This is a genomic window from Larkinella sp. VNQ87 (genome assembly GCF_049445795.1).
Lineage (GTDB): Bacteria > Bacteroidota > Bacteroidia > Cytophagales > Spirosomataceae > Larkinella.
Genome location: NZ_JBMSDT010000006.1, coordinates 324,371 through 339,767, shown reverse-complemented (window position 1 = coordinate 339,767; position 15,397 = coordinate 324,371). Strand labels below are relative to the sequence as shown.

The 15,397-nt window shown below is 53.5% G+C and carries 14 protein-coding genes, 1 tRNA gene and 1 pseudogene; 7 read left to right on the top strand and 9 right to left on the bottom strand.

The window, feature by feature from the left end; translation table 11 throughout:
* Positions 1 to 49 precede the first annotated feature (49 nt).
* The gene (locus tag ACO2Q8_RS12800; protein ID WP_423345207.1) at positions 50 to 439 is read right to left on the bottom strand and encodes a winged helix-turn-helix transcriptional regulator; all 390 of its coding nucleotides are present in this window, start codon (positions 437 to 439) and stop codon (positions 50 to 52) included.
* A gap of 88 nt (positions 440 to 527) precedes the next feature.
* Between ACO2Q8_RS12800 and ACO2Q8_RS12795 the strand changes: the two genes are divergently transcribed.
* Entirely contained in the window at positions 528 to 1,253 is a 726-nt protein-coding gene (locus tag ACO2Q8_RS12795; RefSeq protein WP_423345206.1) for an SDR family oxidoreductase, read from the top strand.
* A 37-nt stretch (positions 1,254 to 1,290) separates the two neighbouring features.
* Entirely contained in the window at positions 1,291 to 1,641 is a 351-nt protein-coding gene (locus ACO2Q8_RS12790; RefSeq protein ID WP_423345205.1) for a SnoaL-like domain-containing protein, read from the top strand.
* Positions 1,642 to 1,772: 131 nt separating this feature from the next.
* Here the strand turns inward: ACO2Q8_RS12790 and ACO2Q8_RS12785 are convergent, their stop codons facing one another.
* Both ACO2Q8_RS12785 and ACO2Q8_RS12780 read right to left on the bottom strand, forming a co-directional pair.
* Complete coding sequence (locus ACO2Q8_RS12785; protein WP_423345204.1) at positions 1,773 to 2,870, bottom strand: LBF_2804 family protein; 1,098 nt, start codon at positions 2,868 to 2,870, stop codon at positions 1,773 to 1,775.
* 145 nt (positions 2,871 to 3,015) lie between these two features.
* The gene (locus tag ACO2Q8_RS12780; RefSeq protein ID WP_423345203.1) at positions 3,016 to 4,314 is read right to left on the bottom strand and encodes a Gfo/Idh/MocA family protein; all 1,299 of its coding nucleotides are present in this window, start codon (positions 4,312 to 4,314) and stop codon (positions 3,016 to 3,018) included.
* Between the two features lie 228 nt (positions 4,315 to 4,542).
* Here ACO2Q8_RS12780 and ubiE point away from each other — a divergent pair, with 228 nt between their 5' ends.
* The 4 genes and pseudogenes from ubiE to ACO2Q8_RS12760 all read left to right on the top strand — a co-directional run bounded on the left by ubiE (position 4,543) and on the right by ACO2Q8_RS12760 (position 7,032).
* Complete coding sequence (gene ubiE, locus ACO2Q8_RS12775; RefSeq protein WP_423345202.1) at positions 4,543 to 5,268, top strand: bifunctional demethylmenaquinone methyltransferase/2-methoxy-6-polyprenyl-1,4-benzoquinol methylase UbiE; 726 nt, start codon at positions 4,543 to 4,545, stop codon at positions 5,266 to 5,268.
* The gene (locus ACO2Q8_RS12770; protein WP_423345201.1) at positions 5,214 to 5,954 is read left to right on the top strand and encodes a porin family protein; all 741 of its coding nucleotides are present in this window, start codon (positions 5,214 to 5,216) and stop codon (positions 5,952 to 5,954) included. Before ubiE ends, ACO2Q8_RS12770 begins: the two co-directional genes overlap by 55 nt.
* Positions 5,955 to 6,126: 172 nt before the next feature.
* Positions 6,127 to 6,201 (top strand) — tRNA-Val (locus tag ACO2Q8_RS12765).
* A gap of 295 nt (positions 6,202 to 6,496) precedes the next feature.
* Positions 6,497 to 7,032: pseudogene (locus tag ACO2Q8_RS12760) on the top strand (ISAon1 family transposase N-terminal region protein).
* A 107-nt stretch (positions 7,033 to 7,139) separates the two neighbouring features.
* Here the strand turns inward: ACO2Q8_RS12760 and ACO2Q8_RS12755 are convergent.
* The 4 genes from ACO2Q8_RS12755 to ACO2Q8_RS12740 all read right to left on the bottom strand — a co-directional run bounded on the left by ACO2Q8_RS12755 (position 7,140) and on the right by ACO2Q8_RS12740 (position 11,710).
* Positions 7,140 to 7,700 carry a hypothetical protein gene (locus ACO2Q8_RS12755; RefSeq protein WP_423345200.1) on the bottom strand — a complete coding sequence of 187 codons (561 nt, stop codon included), beginning with the start codon at positions 7,698 to 7,700 and terminating at the stop codon, positions 7,140 to 7,142.
* Between the two features lie 48 nt (positions 7,701 to 7,748).
* Complete coding sequence (locus tag ACO2Q8_RS12750) at positions 7,749 to 9,089, bottom strand: alpha/beta fold hydrolase (RefSeq protein WP_423345199.1); 1,341 nt, start codon at positions 9,087 to 9,089, stop codon at positions 7,749 to 7,751.
* A 119-nt stretch (positions 9,090 to 9,208) separates the two neighbouring features.
* Complete coding sequence (locus ACO2Q8_RS12745; RefSeq protein WP_423345198.1) at positions 9,209 to 10,207, bottom strand: helix-turn-helix transcriptional regulator; 999 nt, start codon at positions 10,205 to 10,207, stop codon at positions 9,209 to 9,211.
* A 45-nt stretch (positions 10,208 to 10,252) separates the two neighbouring features.
* Positions 10,253 to 11,710, bottom strand: a complete 1,458-nt coding sequence (locus tag ACO2Q8_RS12740; RefSeq protein WP_423345197.1) for a hypothetical protein — start codon at positions 11,708 to 11,710, stop codon at positions 10,253 to 10,255.
* 168 nt (positions 11,711 to 11,878) lie between these two features.
* On the opposite strand from ACO2Q8_RS12740, the gene ACO2Q8_RS12735 reads away from it, so the two are divergent.
* Positions 11,879 to 14,023: a winged helix-turn-helix domain-containing protein gene (locus tag ACO2Q8_RS12735; protein WP_423345196.1), complete on the top strand. Its 2,145-nt coding sequence runs from the start codon at positions 11,879 to 11,881 to the stop codon at positions 14,021 to 14,023.
* 12 nt (positions 14,024 to 14,035) lie between these two features.
* Here the strand turns inward: ACO2Q8_RS12735 and ACO2Q8_RS12730 are convergent, their stop codons facing one another.
* Both ACO2Q8_RS12730 and ACO2Q8_RS12725 read right to left on the bottom strand, forming a co-directional pair.
* On the bottom strand, positions 14,036 to 14,452 hold the full coding sequence (locus ACO2Q8_RS12730; RefSeq protein ID WP_423345195.1) for a hypothetical protein: 417 nt from the start codon (positions 14,450 to 14,452) through the stop codon (positions 14,036 to 14,038).
* 171 nt (positions 14,453 to 14,623) lie between these two features.
* Positions 14,624 to 15,394 (bottom strand): LytR/AlgR family response regulator transcription factor, encoded by a 771-nt coding sequence (locus ACO2Q8_RS12725; protein WP_423345194.1) that lies wholly within the window; start codon positions 15,392 to 15,394, stop codon positions 14,624 to 14,626.
* Positions 15,395 to 15,397 lie beyond the last annotated feature (3 nt).

Here is a 15,397-nt window from a genome sequence, read left to right as displayed (position 1 = left end):
TCGCAGGGAGCTTACGTGTTTGCCGGAAGGAGTTCAAACCCCTTCGTTTCTACTGTTCCTCCATCGATTTCGTTGCTGTTTTTTGCACCAATTCAATGATGTTGTGTTCCATTCCCCACTGGTAAATCCTCTCCAGAATCGGAATAAAGGATTTGCCGAGGGTTGTCAGGGTGTATTCCGTCCGGGGCGGAATTTCGTTGTAGTCCTTCTTATCGACCCAGCCGCTGGCGACCAGCTCTTTCAACTGCTGGATCAGCATCTTTTCGGAAATGTTCGGGATAGCTTTCCGGATTTCATTGTACCGCAGGGGGCCATCGTTGAGCCGCCACAAAATGATGATCTTCCATCGACCGCCAATGGCCACCACGGTCGACGTAATGGGGCAGTTGTTCGTGATTGCCATTTCGTTCAGGCGGTTGGTTGAGTTTTCTTTTCGCATGGGATACATACTAAATTGTAGGTACTAGCTTTTTTTTCAGTGCAAATACGGCATTTTACCTTTGTCGCACAACAAACGAACCAAGAAAATGCTCGGGAAAAATTTAAAAGACAAAACCGTCATCATCATCGGCGGTAGCTCCGGAATTGGTTTGTCGGTGGCTACTCTGGCCCATGAACTCGGTGCCAACGTGACGCTTACGAGCCGCGACGGCAGCAAGGCCCTTCAGGTGGCAATTTCCATTGGACCGACCGTACTGGGACGGGCTCTGGAGGTAGACGATGAACAAGCCATAAATGCCTTCTTCGACTCGTTTTCGACCGTCGACCACGTTTACATCGCGGCCGGGAATACCAAACTCGGTGCGGTGACGGAAGGTGATCTGGATACAAACATGGCGGCATTCAACACCCGCCTGCTAGGCAGTCTGCGCATTGTCCGGGCGGTCGCCCAAAAAATGAATCCGCTGGGTTCCATTACGTTCACGGGCGGAGTGTCGACCGACCGGCCGATTGCCGGAGCCTGGGTTTCGGGTCTCGGAACGGCGTCGGCCGAGCAACTGGCCCGGGTGTTGGTGCTGGAGGTTCCGGCCATTCGCTTCAATGCCGTGTCGCCGGGGTATACCGATACGCCGATGTGGGACGCGATTATGGGCGAAAACAAAGCCTCCCTGTTGGCCAGTCTTGCCGAATCTTTGCCGGTTAAAAAGATTGCGACACCCGACGAAGTGGCGTCGGCGGTTTTGTTCCTGATGGATAATCCGTCCATCACGGGCGAAGTCATTCACGTCGACGGGGGTGCCCGGCTTATCTAATCTATCCAACTCATTTCCATCAATCAACCATACAACCATGTCAGAGCAACAAATTGCAACCGCAGTCAGTGAATTAGTTTCATTAGCCACCGCCGGAAACTGGGAAGCGGCTTTTGAAAAGTACTACCACGAAAAGCTGGAAAAAACAGATTTAGACGGTGTGCCAGTGCAAGGTAAAGCCCAAAATCTGGAAAACGGGCAGGTTTTTGCCTCAAAAATTTCCAATGTTCGGGATTTTTCATCGCCGGGCAGCATCGTGAAAGGCAACCGGAGTTTCGTAGTCTGGTCGTTTGATTTCGACATCGACGGTGCGCCGTTCCAAGTAGTTGAGGTCGCCATCCAGGATTGGGAAGACGGTCAGATTATCCGCGAACGGTTTAGCGCTTAATCGTTTCCTTGATAGGAACACGGCCGGGTCGCCGTCGCGATTAGACGGATTGAACGGATTTTAACGGATAAAAATCAGTTTGAATCCGTTTAATCCGTTCAATCTGTGTTCCTATCCATTTAAAACCGGTTTTATACCCACAACCCTTCGCCCCGCACATAACTTTTGCGAAGGGCTTTGATTTGCTTTACCGGCATATTGATCACCCCTTTTTGTTGCAACCGCCGGAGCTGTCGCCTTTCGGACGCTGACAAATAGCCATCAATGAGAATGCTGAACAGAAAGAGCCGCTCCAGGCCTTGCCGAACCGCTGCCGGGCCGGAAATCCATTGCTCGAGCACCTGGTCTTCCTGCAACACCGTCTCGGCATCGACCGGGAAACGGGATAACAGAGTTTCTGTCAGCAACAGATGAGGGTAGTTGCAGGGCCGGGCTGGTACATCGGCCTGGTGAAGCACGCCGGGCAGCAAACGCCGGAAAAGTGGTTCACGCCCAAACTCTTCGACCAGTTCATTGGTGAATTGCCGGACAGTCAACGGTACCATAATCCGAACCTGGACCTGTTGCAAAATCCGATGCGTGGCCCATCCCGTCCAGATAGCAACTACAAGCGTACTGGTCAGCACCATGACAAAGGGTGTGATGGGTCGTTCGGACCAGAACCGGATTAGCAACTGCAAAATACCGTCGCTCAGGAAGGCCAGCAGCAAAACCGTCATCAGGTAACTGTGCAGCGTCCAGGGCAACAGGGGCCGGGCGCTGAGTCGTAGTCGGATTAGCCCGCGCTGGGGGCTGTTTTCGGCCAACTGATTCAGATGGCGTCCGTAATTCGGATCGTGAAACCGTGGAAACTGGCACGTCATCTCGGTTAACCGAATGGCACCGTTATGAGCCAACAACAACCCGTGTAGCACCAGGTACAAGACCAGTAACGCAAACAGAATGCTGATCAGCGGCATATCCCCCATCGCGGTATGCGTTTCCGAAAACCACTGTTCCCAGAACACATGGGGCAGGTAAAAGGCCCAGATACCAAATACAACGAGAGCCGTCGCTATCAGCATGGTAGCTCCGTTAATCCGCTGCAAAGCCTGGCGTTCCGCGTGGCTCAGCACGAATGGTTCATCGGGCGGATGCTCGGTGTGCATGGCGCGAGCCAGATAACGCAGGGAACTCCGGCCTGCTGCGGCCTGGTCAAAATCACCAGAAGAGTCGGAGGAGTCGGACATAAACGTAAACAGCTTGCCCTTCTATAACCAGATTAAGGGGCAAGCTGTTTGATCCGTACCCCGTACCCACGGACTTTAGTCCGTGTGAATTATTCCAAATCCAGAAGTTAATATTAACTCACACGGACTAAAGTCCGTGGGTACGTTAGACCGGGTATTTCCATTCGCCCCGGTATTGGCGGCTCAGGAGCTTGTTGGCTTCATCATCGCCTTTAATTACTTCCTTCTCGCCGTCCCACTCGATGCTACGGCCCAATTTATACGACAACATGCCTAAAAGCGCCATATTCGTCGACCGGTGGCCGACTTCAATGTCGCTGACCGGGCGGCTCTTGGTTTTAATCGCTTTCAGAAAATCGTCCCAAAGCTGGGCAATGTTCTGATCGTCGGGTTTATTCAGTTGCGCATCCTGGTGAATAACCGGTTTTTTATCATCAGCCGGGTAAAACGTCCAGCCGTCGAGCCAGCCCATGTGAAACGTGCCTTCGGTTCCGTAAAAATACACCCCGACGGCCTGTTTCGGATGCGTTTTTTCGGCATTGTTCCCCGCAAATGTCCGGTGTTCCCAGACCGCCGTAAAACCTTCGAACTCGTACGTCGCTACCTGATGGTCGGGCGCGTCGGTGCTGTCGCGCTTGATGGACCGACCGCCGGTCGAGTAGACTTTTTTTGGAAATTTTTCTTCCGTCCACCACAGAATCTGGTCCATCCAGTGAATGCCCCAGTCGCCCAGTGTCCCGTTGGCGTAATCCAGATACTGCCGGAAACCGCGCGGGTGCATCGTCCGGTTGTAGGCCCGCATCGGGGCTGGTCCACACCAGAAATCCCAATCCATTTCTTTCGGGGCTTCCTCGTCGGGCACCGGTTGCCCCGGTCCGCCCGCGTAGTGGACAAATGCCCGCGCCATCCCGATTTTCCCGGCTTTTCCGGATTTCAGGAATTCCATGCCCGACACGTTGTGCGGAGAAACCCGCCGGTGTGTCCCAACCTGGCAGACCTTGCCGGTTTGCCGGGCGGTTTTGACCATCGCCTTGCCTTCGTTGATGGTGTGTCCAATTGGCTTTTCGACGTAAACGTGGGCGCCCTGCTTCATGGCTTCGATGGCGATGAGCGGGTGCCAGTGGTCGGGCGTGGCAACAATGACAATTTCGGGCTTTTCGCGGGCGAGCAATTCCCGGAAGTCGCGGTAGAGTTTCGGTTTATCGCTGGTCAGTTTGGAAAACTCGTCAGCGGTTTTGGTCAACTGGCGCTGGTCGACATCGCACATGGCTATGAGCTTTGACTGGCCCGACTGCATGGCGGCCCGCAGGATGTTACCGCCCCACCAGCCCGCTCCGATTAAGGCCGTACGGTACGCCGATTGCTGAGCCAGCGTAATCAACGGCCGGGAGACGACCGCAGCACCGGCTAGGGCCGATGTTTTCAGAAAGTCAGAACGATTCATAAGAAGCAAAGGGAAGAAATAGTTGGCGAAAACTACAGAATCTGCCTCCGAAACACAAACTTTCTGACCAAACCGCCCGTTTTGGGTGTAACTTTGCACCATCAAAATCAGTCGGTTGAAAACTGAATGGTTAAAATGGTTGGATGGTTAAATGGTTGAATGGTTAAAGAATTACCAGCCATTTTAACCATTACAACCATCCAGCCCTTCAATCCATTCTCACAAGTTATGTCCGTTGTTCCGTATAAAGACAAAACCAGCAGCAAACGAGAGCAGGTTGAGGAAATGTTCGACTCCATCTCGCCGAAATATGATCTGCTGAATCACCTGCTCAGCGCCGGTATCGACATTTCCTGGCGCAAAAAGGCGATCCGGTTGTTACAACCTGAAAAGCCCAAAACCGTGCTGGATATTGCCACCGGTACGGGCGATTTTGCCATCGAAGCTCTCAAGCTGAATCCCGACAAAATCACCGGCGTCGACATTTCGGAGGGAATGCTTTCGTTCGGGCGAGAGAAAATCCGCAAACTCGGCCTGGAAGACAAGATTGAATTGCGTTCCGGGGATTCGGAAAGATTGCCGTTTGCAGACAATGTTTTCGATGCTGTGATCGTTTCGTTTGGTGTACGCAACTTTGAAAATCTGCTGAAAGGATTGACCGATATGCACCGCGTGACGCGCCCGGGTGGTACGTGCCTGGTGCTGGAATTTTCAAAACCGCGCCGGTTTCCGTTCAAACAGTTTTTTGGTTTTTACACGAATCGCCTGCTCCCGTTGGTTGGCCGATTGGTTTCGAAAGACGCTTCGGCCTATACGTACCTGCCCGAGTCGATGCAGGCATTTCCCGACGGGCCCGACTTCATTCGGGTACTGGAACAGGCAGGCTTTACGCAAACACGATGGATACCTCTTACGTTTGGCATTTGTTCCATTTACATCGGAAAAAAACGCTAGTTATTGCCCTGTTGCTGACGTTGCTTGGCCCGGATCTGCGGGCGCAGTCGTCGATGCGCTACCGCCGGATTCACCTGGAAGACTACGAGGATAAAGCCATCCGGTACGGGTTTCTGTTTGCGGCCCCAGCCACGCGCTTCAACATCAACTACAGCGATGCCTACGTCAACACCGACTCGGCTTACCAGCTTTACTCCCCCCGGAAAGTCGGGTTTCGGGTCGGTTTTATCATGAACGCGATCTTAACCGAGCATTTTGACGTGCGGCTGACGCCCGCCGTATCGCTTTACTCGCGCTCGGTGGAGGCCAAATATCCCGGCGGCACCACCCGCAGCGAAGTGCGTGAATCGACCTGGGTAGAGTTTCCGGTTTTGCTTAAATACAAATCCAAACGCCGGATGAACTCGCGGATGTATCTGGTCGGCGGGGGTTCAATCGGCATCGAAACCAACGTCCGTAAACGTGAAGTGACAGGTTCGAGCCGATTGGTGACCAAAAACCGGGATTTTGCGGTGGAATACGGTATTGGATTTGAGCAATTTTTTGAGTTTTTCAAGTTTGCCCCCGAGATCCGGTTTTCGCACGGTCTGGTCAACCTGTTCGAACCGGTGCAGGGCAACACGGCCAATATTGGTCTCCAGAAATTGCGGACGCATACCGTCACGCTCTACCTGAATTTCGAGTAACGCCAGTGACAAACAGCCCCGAAACTGGACGGATCACCGGCCAAGGCCATTGACAGTGAATTAGTTGTAAAAAATATTCATTTTTTTTACCCGAAAGCTTGCAGAAACCCGCCCCAGGCGGCTATATTTGCACTCCCAAACGACGGAAACACGTTCGGGAAAAATAAAGAAAGGGAGTTTAGCTCAGCTGGTTCAGAGCATCTGCCTTACAAGCAGAGGGTCGGCGGTTCGAACCCGTCAACTCCCACGTTGAAAATCAAGAGGTTACAGCGAAAGCTGTGACCTTTTTTATATTAGTTTACACTCTGGTTTACAAATAACCGATCAAATCCCGATCAAATCCAAAACTTATGGAGAGCCTTGTATTTTTCTAGGTTTGTGCGTTTCATGGATCAAACCTAAAACTTGTGGAGGGTGTTGTATTTTTTTAGGTTTGTGCGTTTAATCAAACCGCGTTATTTTGGAGAGTTTCTTGGGATCAGTCGGAAAATTTGGGGGCGTGGAAAAAAGTAGTTTTTTTGCGCTGAATCAATTTTGAGTGCTTGCCAGAGTCTTATCAAGCCTTAGTCCGTTTTCTATTACCCGAGGGGATCTTAGATTACTTCAATCTGTCCAACGTCGTTGAAACTTCTACCGGTCTGCACATTTATCTGGACGAAAAGAACCTGCCTCCTGCGAAATACAACGATCAAAAATTAGAGTCCAAAGATTTTTTGCCGGAAATAGCCTTCAGGACTTTCCGATTCGTAATCAGTGGGTTCCGCTTTGTACCAAGCGCCGTCGGCGGGAAGTTAAAGAGACCGGGACGATCATCAGCAAGGATTGGAATGGAGTGCAACAGGGAACACGAATGACCAAAGAGTTCGCAAGGTCCGCCGTTGCGGGCTTTTTTAAAAGAAGTGTATCGATCATCAGCCCATTAGCTGCTCTCAACTGGGGGCCTATTTTCACCTGGACGGCAAACTACTTCAGCAGCAGTACAAAGATCATATTACTGATTACAAGAGTTGGGACCAGCGTGCGCATGCTGCCGAATGGCTCTTATATGCCGAAAACGTTAGTTCTTCCTGAGCATTGACCAGACATCTCTATCCAATATATACCCACAACTTTAACTTCTCCAGGTGGGAGCAGCTCAGTTTCCGGAAAACCGAAGTTGAGTACCTTAACAACGAAGCAGGAACGTCATCTACGCCCGAATCGTAAGCCAGCCTGTAACTCGGCCCCAATATCAAGTGGATTTTTCCGGCCGACATTAATGGTGGTTAAGATCCGGGGTTCCAGATAAACCGCCTTCTTTCGTCCCGGCAACCATTTATAGCCTATTTCCAGGCCACTGAGGTAACCCTGATGCTGGTTTGAGCGAGCACGTTTTAACGTAAAGCCGTTGATAAAACCGACATAAAGGCCGGACAGAGGATCTCGGACCGAAACGTAATACCGTACCGACAGTTGAAAAACAAACCGAGGATGTTCATGCCCATTGGGCTGAATGCGCTGCTGCGGGATAAGGTGTTCCGCAAAGGTAAAGACAGAAACCGGCCCGGTTACTTGCTGTTCGAAAGCCAGATTGGGCAAACCCAGGAATGGTTTATACGGATTGATGCCAAGAAACGCAGAGCGCGGTATAGTCGGTTCATCCGGAACAGCCTGGGCCTTGAGCAGGTGCGAGTACCCCAAACAACCCAGCACAAACAACAACCACAACCCGGCTTTCACCCGCCTGAAGGGTTTGTGTGTTTTCATTGAGTCCAAAACAAAACCGTCTGATTATAGGACGGTTTAGAAGGGCGTCTAAGAAAGCTGGACGTGTAACCAGTCGGCAACCCGGCTGCTGGCCGCCAACACGGTCGGTTCGGAGTCATAGAAGTCAAACTGCTGGCCGCTCATCCAGGTCAGGTTTCGGGAGGTCGTCGTGAGGGTATCGTAAAACTGCTGAACCCCCTGCGGAATGGCCGCTTCGTGGCTGTGAATCAGATAAACCGGACACTGAATGTCGGGGGCGCTACGAATGGGATCGAAGGTTAGCCAATCTTTCCAGCTCATAACATTGAATTCGTTCTTCCAGGCCGGAATAGCGCCCCGTCTCGGATTCAGGTAATAGTCCCATTGGCCGAACATCGGCGCCCGGTCATCGGTGGGGCTACAGGCCGGAACCAGCGTCGACTCGCCGGTTGCTTCCCAACGGGCCTGCGCCTGGTCGGCCTGGTCGATTCGTCCCTGCATGCCCGGCTCTCCCCCATAGATAGCCCCCGCGATGTCGTGGTTGTGGAGCCAGGGAGCCACAGCCGCAAACGCTTTCAGCCGCGTATCCGTTGCTGCGGCCACAGCCATGTATCCGGCGCTGGCGCAAACGGCAAGCCCGGCTAGCTGGTTGGCATCCACCTCGGGTAAGGATGCCAGAAAGGTGATGGCATTCCGGATATCGGCAACTTTTCGGGTCGCGCTTTCATACTGCCGTGGGGCGCCGTCGCTTTCTCCGAACCCCCTGAAATCGAACAGGAAAGCCGCAAAACCGCGTTGGGCCATCAGCCGGGCGTAGGTGGTCGGCATTTGCTCTTTCACCGTCGTCCAGGAGCCGGTCACGATTACGGCAGGTAGTTTTTCGCCGGGTTGGTAGGTTGGCGGCAACAGCAGCTGCCCGGCCAGTTGGTCGCCTTCACTGTCAAAAGAGAAGCTCCTGACGGTCGGGAAGTTACCGGCAGCTACCAGGACGTTCCGGTTGCCTTCTTCGTAGGTGGTGGTCAGTTTCATCAAGGTGATTTTCCAGCCGCCATCCAGGTTGATCAGGTGATGGGTGTAATAACCCATGACGAGCCATTGGCTTCCCCCTTCGGTGTAAGGCAGGTAGTGAAAACCCTGTACGTAGGAAGTACAGATAGCCTGATTACCCGAGACATCTACCCTAAAATTGCTGAGCGTATGCTGGGTCATTTGCAAGTTCGGCAAAAACCGGCTCCAGCGGTCGACCAGGCTTTGGGCGGAAAGTTGCTCCACATCTCCTCCAAACAGGGAGATATAATCCACGGTAACCAAATCGGCAAACTGGTCTTTGGCGAGGGCGAAATCGCGTCGGTCGACGGCCCAAATCAGGTTGGTTACAGTCTCGACGATGGCTTGTTTTTCGGCTGTCATGAGTATCGTTGTCTGAAAGGCATTCGTATGCTGGCACTCCATGCGGGGCACTTCTCCAAAAGTAGCCGGAAGCGGTCCGCCGGGAGTTGTCCAAAATTGCTTTTTTGTAAACAGCAGGTTTAGACAACCGGGATATAGAGGTGAAAAAGCGGTTCGAGAAAGGACGTCACGCCGAGGTGGATGGTGTTGCTACGGAGGTAAAACCAGCCATTTCTCCGAACAAGCTCAATGATGTCAAACGCCGAACGTGCTCCGAAAGAGGGTGGTAACGCAACCCGGGCTTTTACATAGTTCCCGCGCGGAAAGGGCAGTTCCCAAAAACCGTATCGCCGGAGCAACTGCGCCGACGGCTGATCTTCCACGAAAAATCCTACCCGGACCATCCTGTTACCAAGGGGAGTAGCAGGCAAAACAATCGACGAATTCTGAATAATCTCCAGCCGAAGTATTCCCGAAAGATGCAGCACTTCCCGAAGAACCGCCTGGGTTTCCAGTGCTTTTCCGATGGGCGTAAACCGATCCTTCGACTGAAGGAAAGCCAGGTGGTTTTCGGCCTTCTGAAAATGCTGGTAATCAGCGATAAGAAAAGGAATGATTTCGTAATATTTATAAAAAAACGTCCGTTCGGGCAGGGTCATTTCCTCCAGGGTTATTTGGGGGCTAAGGACGGCGGGAGGGGCCGCACCGGGCAGCGCAAACGTGTGCGGGAGGAGGTAGTCGGCGCTTTTCCGGAGGGCCAAAGGAGCTCGATGATAATAGTGCTGAAACGCTTTACTAAACGAATGATTGCTGGCAAAACCGACCAATTCGGCGATTTGGGAGACGCTATACGGAGCGTATTTCAAGTAACCGAAAGCGTTCTCCAGCCGGATTCGCTTGATGTAACGCCACACGGATTCTCCCTTTCTGGCCGAAAAATGGTGGATAAAGTGGTAATACGATATGTTTAGTTCCTGGCAGAGCTGCCGGACCGAAATCTCCTCCTGATAGCGGGATTCGATCAGATGAACGGCTTTTCGGTACGTAATCTGGTTCATCTCAATAGGCAACGCGTGACGACGAATGACCTTAAAGAACCGGTGATTCGAGTAACTAAAGGTAGCGGAAGGTGATGACATCCTGCCAGGGCAAGCCGTTCAAGAGGACCAATAAATGACTAGCGGTCAATTGGTTGGATAATTGGCTCCGGCCGGAATCGGGCCAGGTTCCAGCAGCGACCGATAGCGGTAATGCTGCGTCCTTTCCCGGTGCTCCTGCCGGATGGTCTGCTGCAACGCGGGATCCCGGACGTAGGTATCAATGACCACAGCCATGACTTTAGCTGCGTACAACAGCCCTTTGTGACCAATGGAATGCCCCGTAAAAACGGTAGCCGGCCAGGCGTGCATGGGCACGAATGGTTGGGTGCAGACGGTAAAATAAATCTCCGGAGCCAGCCAACTGGCATCACTGATGTCGCTGGCGTACCCGTTTAGCCCGTTTGTAACCGCTCGATCCGTAAACGGACGCAGGGGAGCCGCTAGTTCACTGACGGGTTGTTTCAGATAGGTCTGGAGCTGATTGGCGTAGGTGATTTCATCTGCCGTGTAGCGCAGATCGCCCAACACCGCCATCGTGTTGTGAACCAGCCGCATGGCGGTCCGGTTTGGAATAAATTCGTGTTTGGCCTGGAGCACCCGGCGCGAATAGGTGACCTGGTTCGATTGGGCAGCCTGGTCGGCAAAAACCGTCAGGCTGTCGAGGGCCCGCACGATGGCGGTTTGCTGGCTGCTTTGCATTCTGACCTCAACCGTAACCGTGTCCGGCACCCAGCGGAGGTCGGCACCGGGGGTCTTTACTACCCAGTGGATGCGGCCGGGAAGGGACCGGTTTTTCTGAAGGCGTCGAACGGCAGAAAGCCAGTCCAGAGCCGCTTCCAGCGGGTTTTCAGACAGGTCTGGTAGTCGCACAGGCCGTTTACGACCCGTAAATTGAAACGCTACATCCACGAGCGCGTCCCACCCTCCGGTATTGGCTTGGGTGACGGGGCTAGGATGCCAATACAGACTCAGGTCCAGGTCGTTAAAATAACCGTCCCGCGCCAGGTATGTTTTTCCGCCGAGGCCCCCCTCCGCTGTTGTGCCAAAATACCGGATCGTACACTGGAGTTTGCCCTGATCGATCAGGTGTTTGATCGCCAGCGCAGCTCCCAGGCTCCCCACCGCCAATAAGTTATGCCCGGCCCCATGACCATACGGGTTATCGGACCCGACCTGCCGGTAGGGGACAGCCAGGTTGGCGGCATTCCGGTCGGCGTCGTATTCACCGAACAGACCGATCACCGGTTTACCCCTCCCGTATGTGGCGACGAACATCGTGGGGGCTCCCGCCAAATTCTCCTCAACACGAAAACCTTCGGAACGCAGAATACCGGTCAGTAGTTTGACAGACCTGAATTCCTGAAAAGATGGCTCCGCCAGCTTCCAGAGCGAATCACTGTATTGGTACAATTGTTCAGCCTGAATGTCCAGAAAGCGCAGCATCGCCTGTTGATCGTCGGTCAGGGTGGGCTGGGCGAACGCAGACAGGCAGCAACTGCTCAGCAGACCAACCAGCCACCCTGTTACTCGTTTAGTCATCATTCTGATAGTTTTTAATTGGCTATTGAAATAGCGGACCATTAGCCTTTATTGACATTGACTTATAAAAGAAGGTCGGCAAGCTAAGTGGTCCAGCGCTTGAGTAGGCTGCGGAATCCCTGATATTATTCTTATTTTTGGCTGAGGCCATCCGCTGCACCGTTGTTTTCTATGAGGAAAGTTTTCCGGATTAATGCCCTTGAAGTCGATTGCTGGACGCTGGAACTTACCGGTCCAGACGGTGTTCGCCATAAGCTGGAACCCAAAATCATCGACGTGTTGCATTACCTGGCCCTCCACCAGGGCGAGCTGGTTAGCAAAGATGAACTCCTGCAACAGGTCTGGCCCGATGTCGTCGTCAGTGATGATACCTTACACCAGATTATATCGAAGATCCGCCGGCTGACCTCCGAGCGGTTTCCCGGTCTGATTCAAATCGAAACCGTTAAAAAACGGGGGTATCGCCTGGTTTCATCCGTTGACTGGAACAATCACGAGCCAACGCCCGAACCGATGGCGCCCACCCTTCCAGTCCCGCAGCCGCATAAACAGCCCTCCCGACTGTTCCCGACCCGGTTTCGGTGGTGGATATTGGGGTTACCGTGCCTCCTGGGCCTGACGATATGGGGAATAGCCATCTACCGGGAGCGGCCCACGCCCGGTCAAACGGAGGTCATCACCGCCGTTTCGCTGCCGGGCGAAGAACTGTGGGCCGACGCTTCGTCCGACGGGACCCGTCTGGTGTTTGCCAAAGACGGATACGGTGCCCGGCGTCCGGTGGGCAAGTCCTTGTACGTTGCCTCCTTTCCCGGCGGGGTGCCCACGCCAGTCACGCAGCCTGCTCCCGGTAGTAAAGATCTGTTTCCGGTTTGGAGTCCAGATGACCGGTTTGTGTATTTCATCCGCATCCTGTCCGAAAACGCTGCGGTTTTATGCCGGATGCCAGCCGGTCGCTGGCCGGATGTGCAGCAGCTTTATCACTTGTCCAGTCCTCACCTGATCGGGCTAGACATTCACCCTGACGGAAAAAAAGCCGTGTACGCCTATCGGGCAAGCCCCACTCAGCCGTACCGGATTTATTCGCTGACGCTCGACACGTTTGTCGAAGAGCAACTCTCCACTCCACCGGCCGGGATTATCGGTGACATGTCCCCCCGCTTTTCGCCGGATGGGACCCGGATTTCCTTCAAACAGCAGGTGACTGCCGGGAACGAACGCTTGTATACGCTGGAACTCACCAACCGGCAGGTTCGGCCACTGACACAACCGTACCCTAAAATCAGCGGTTTTTGCTGGCATCCCAATGGCAATCGGGTTCTGTTTGGCGCTTCCCTGACCGGAAAAAGCAATTTATGGTCGCTCGATGCCCCCCTGGCTTCCCCGACGCTGGTTCTTTCGACCGGCACCAACCTTTTCAATCCAATCGTCGCCGGATCGTGGATCGTCTTTGAGCAATACGAAGCCGACCGCAACCTACGACGGGTTTCGCTCGACCGGCCACTGGAAGTCCGGCTGTTATTTCCGCAACAACCCGGTCGGCAATACACCAAAGGGCGCTTCCTGAATGGAGGTCGGAAGGTGGTCTACGTCTCCGATCAGAATGACAGGCCCGAAGTCTGGATCTGGTCAACAACTGATGATTCGCCCCCCAGGCGGCTAACCGGTTTTCGGGATGAAACGATTCGGCACCTGACCCTTTCTCCGGATGAGCAATGGGCCTTAATTGCTGTACAAAGCCTTCGCCCCGGCAAAGTGGACTCTCGCTTTGTCCGGGTTCACCTGGTCAGTGGGGCCGTTGATACGCTGTATGCCGATCAGCAGTTGAACGCTCATCCAGCCATACATCCCTCAGGGCGATACCTGGTCTACAGTACGCTTCGAAACGGCCGCTGGGAATTGTTCCGATTACCGCTGGATAAAACCGCCCCCCCTGAAACATTGGGCATCGAAGGCTACGTGAGCCAGTTTTCGCCCGACGGGACTTACCTGCTGTTCACCCGAAAAGGCCAACCGGGTTTGTGGCGCGTCTCGGTGGGGCGTTGGAGCGCGGTAACACCGATATGCCCGGATCTTTCCCCGCTCGACGAAGCTGGCTGGGTGCCGACACCCAACGGTCTGGTCCGCATCCGACGGTCAGGAGGGCACTCCCAGTTAGTCCTGGAAACATCCAGCCCCCACCGCCAGCAGGTGCTGCTGGATACGGTAATCTACGAGTCCGGTGATGGTCTTTCTTACGACAAAACGACCCGTCAGGTGTTGCTTACCGTTCCCATGAATCCACAGTCGGACCTGAAAGCCATTGGGTTACCAAACTAAAGCAGCCTGGGCTTAGTCCCATTCGCAGGAAAAAGTGCGTCGTTGTGCTTCCGGCAGCGAATAGACCTCGGCTTTCAGAATGCCTTTCCACTCGTTGTACCATTGGGAAGAGTCCCGGGCGGTATTGTAGATGGCGATGAATTTGGTCATGCCCGGATTGAAACCGAAAATTATCCGTCCAATACCGTCCGGATCATCCCAGGTGCCGGTCAGTAAGCCCTGGTGCAGCGTCCCGCGAATGATGCCCCGCTTTCGGTCGGGCGTGACGGTGAGGAGGTAGCGGCCCGTCACAGAATCTCCTTTCAGGGTGAGGTCGACCGGGCCAACGGACGTACAAAACTGTAGCGTTCGCGAAGGGGCCGGTTTGGTCTGAGCCGCTACCGGATGGCTGAGCGCACCGGCCAAAAGAACGAAAAAAAACATTTTCATAGCAGAAGAAATGGTTCGGTAAAAAGAATCCGTTTGGGTGGACCCTTACCGACAAAGAAAAACACCCCCGCCGGAAGCAGGCTGAGCTTTTGCTAACCAAATGCTGATTTTACGCTGAATAAAGAAGGGACACCTGCTGTTGGTGTCACAACACCCGTCGAACCAATGCTGTCATAACGTATTCATCCAGGCCCGGAACTGGTTCACCTTGCTTTTGCTGACCAGGATTTTTTCCGAAGGAGCCGGTTCCACCTGCAGATAGAGACGCCCATTGAAGTAGTACCGAACCTCCCGGATGGCTTTTCGATTAAGTAAGAATTGCCGGTTGGCCCGGTAAAACTGAGCGGGGTGTAAGACATTGCTCAGTTCTTCCAAACTTTTCTCTTCCATCACCAGCGACACCTGGTCGAATTTCATCCCCCGAACCACTTCATAGCGGACTTCAAACCAGGCAAATTCGTCGGCGGTCACCGGAATCAGGCGGTCTTTGAACGGGATCAGAAAATTACGTTTGTATTTTTTCTCACCCTGGATAAGCTGGCTTAGTTCGGCCAACAGTCGATTATCCGGGGATGCTGGTCGGCGGTCGGTCAGGCGCGCGTATTTTTCCAGGGCACGTTGCAGTTGTTCCGGGCGAATGGGCTTGAGCAGGTAATCAAGGCTGTTGACCTCAAAGGCTTGAATCGCATATTGATCGTAGGCCGTGGTAAAAATGATGGGAACGTCGGTTTGCACCTGTTTAAAAATGCTGAACGAAATGCCATCGGCCAGGTAAATGTCCAGAAAGATGAGGTCGATGGCCGGTTGTGTGGACAGAAACGCAATGGCTTCCTCCGTATTGTCAATCACGCCCACAAACTCAATGGAATGGGGTAAGCCACGCAGCAACGTCATGAGCTGCGTGGCCGCGTGGGCTTCATCTTCAATGATCAATACGCGCATGGC

What these genes read in the sequence shown, in the direction of transcription:
- ACO2Q8_RS12790 (WP_423345205.1), top strand. Translation starts at nt 1,291, where the DNA reads ATGTCAGAGCAACAAATTGCAACCGCAGTCAGTGAATTAGTTTCATTA.
- ACO2Q8_RS12785 (WP_423345204.1), bottom strand. Translation starts at nt 2,870, where the DNA reads ATGTCCGACTCCTCCGACTCTTCTGGTGATTTTGACCAGGCCGCAGCA.
- ACO2Q8_RS12795 (WP_423345206.1), top strand. Translation starts at nt 528, where the DNA reads ATGCTCGGGAAAAATTTAAAAGACAAAACCGTCATCATCATCGGCGGT.
- ACO2Q8_RS12755 (WP_423345200.1), bottom strand. Translation starts at nt 7,700, where the DNA reads ATGAAAACACACAAACCCTTCAGGCGGGTGAAAGCCGGGTTGTGGTTG.
- ACO2Q8_RS12780 (WP_423345203.1), bottom strand. Translation starts at nt 4,314, where the DNA reads ATGAATCGTTCTGACTTTCTGAAAACATCGGCCCTAGCCGGTGCTGCG.
- ACO2Q8_RS12740 (WP_423345197.1), bottom strand. Translation starts at nt 11,710, where the DNA reads ATGATGACTAAACGAGTAACAGGGTGGCTGGTTGGTCTGCTGAGCAGT.
- ubiE (WP_423345202.1), top strand. Translation starts at nt 4,543, where the DNA reads ATGTCCGTTGTTCCGTATAAAGACAAAACCAGCAGCAAACGAGAGCAG.
- ACO2Q8_RS12730 (WP_423345195.1), bottom strand. Translation starts at nt 14,452, where the DNA reads ATGAAAATGTTTTTTTTCGTTCTTTTGGCCGGTGCGCTCAGCCATCCG.
- ACO2Q8_RS12770 (WP_423345201.1), top strand. Translation starts at nt 5,214, where the DNA reads ATGGATACCTCTTACGTTTGGCATTTGTTCCATTTACATCGGAAAAAA.
- ACO2Q8_RS12745 (WP_423345198.1), bottom strand. Translation starts at nt 10,207, where the DNA reads ATGTCATCACCTTCCGCTACCTTTAGTTACTCGAATCACCGGTTCTTT.
- ACO2Q8_RS12800 (WP_423345207.1), bottom strand. Translation starts at nt 439, where the DNA reads ATGCGAAAAGAAAACTCAACCAACCGCCTGAACGAAATGGCAATCACG.
- ACO2Q8_RS12750 (WP_423345199.1), bottom strand. Translation starts at nt 9,089, where the DNA reads ATGACAGCCGAAAAACAAGCCATCGTCGAGACTGTAACCAACCTGATT.
- ACO2Q8_RS12735 (WP_423345196.1), top strand. Translation starts at nt 11,879, where the DNA reads ATGAGGAAAGTTTTCCGGATTAATGCCCTTGAAGTCGATTGCTGGACG.
- ACO2Q8_RS12725 (WP_423345194.1), bottom strand. Translation starts at nt 15,394, where the DNA reads ATGCGCGTATTGATCATTGAAGATGAAGCCCACGCGGCCACGCAGCTC.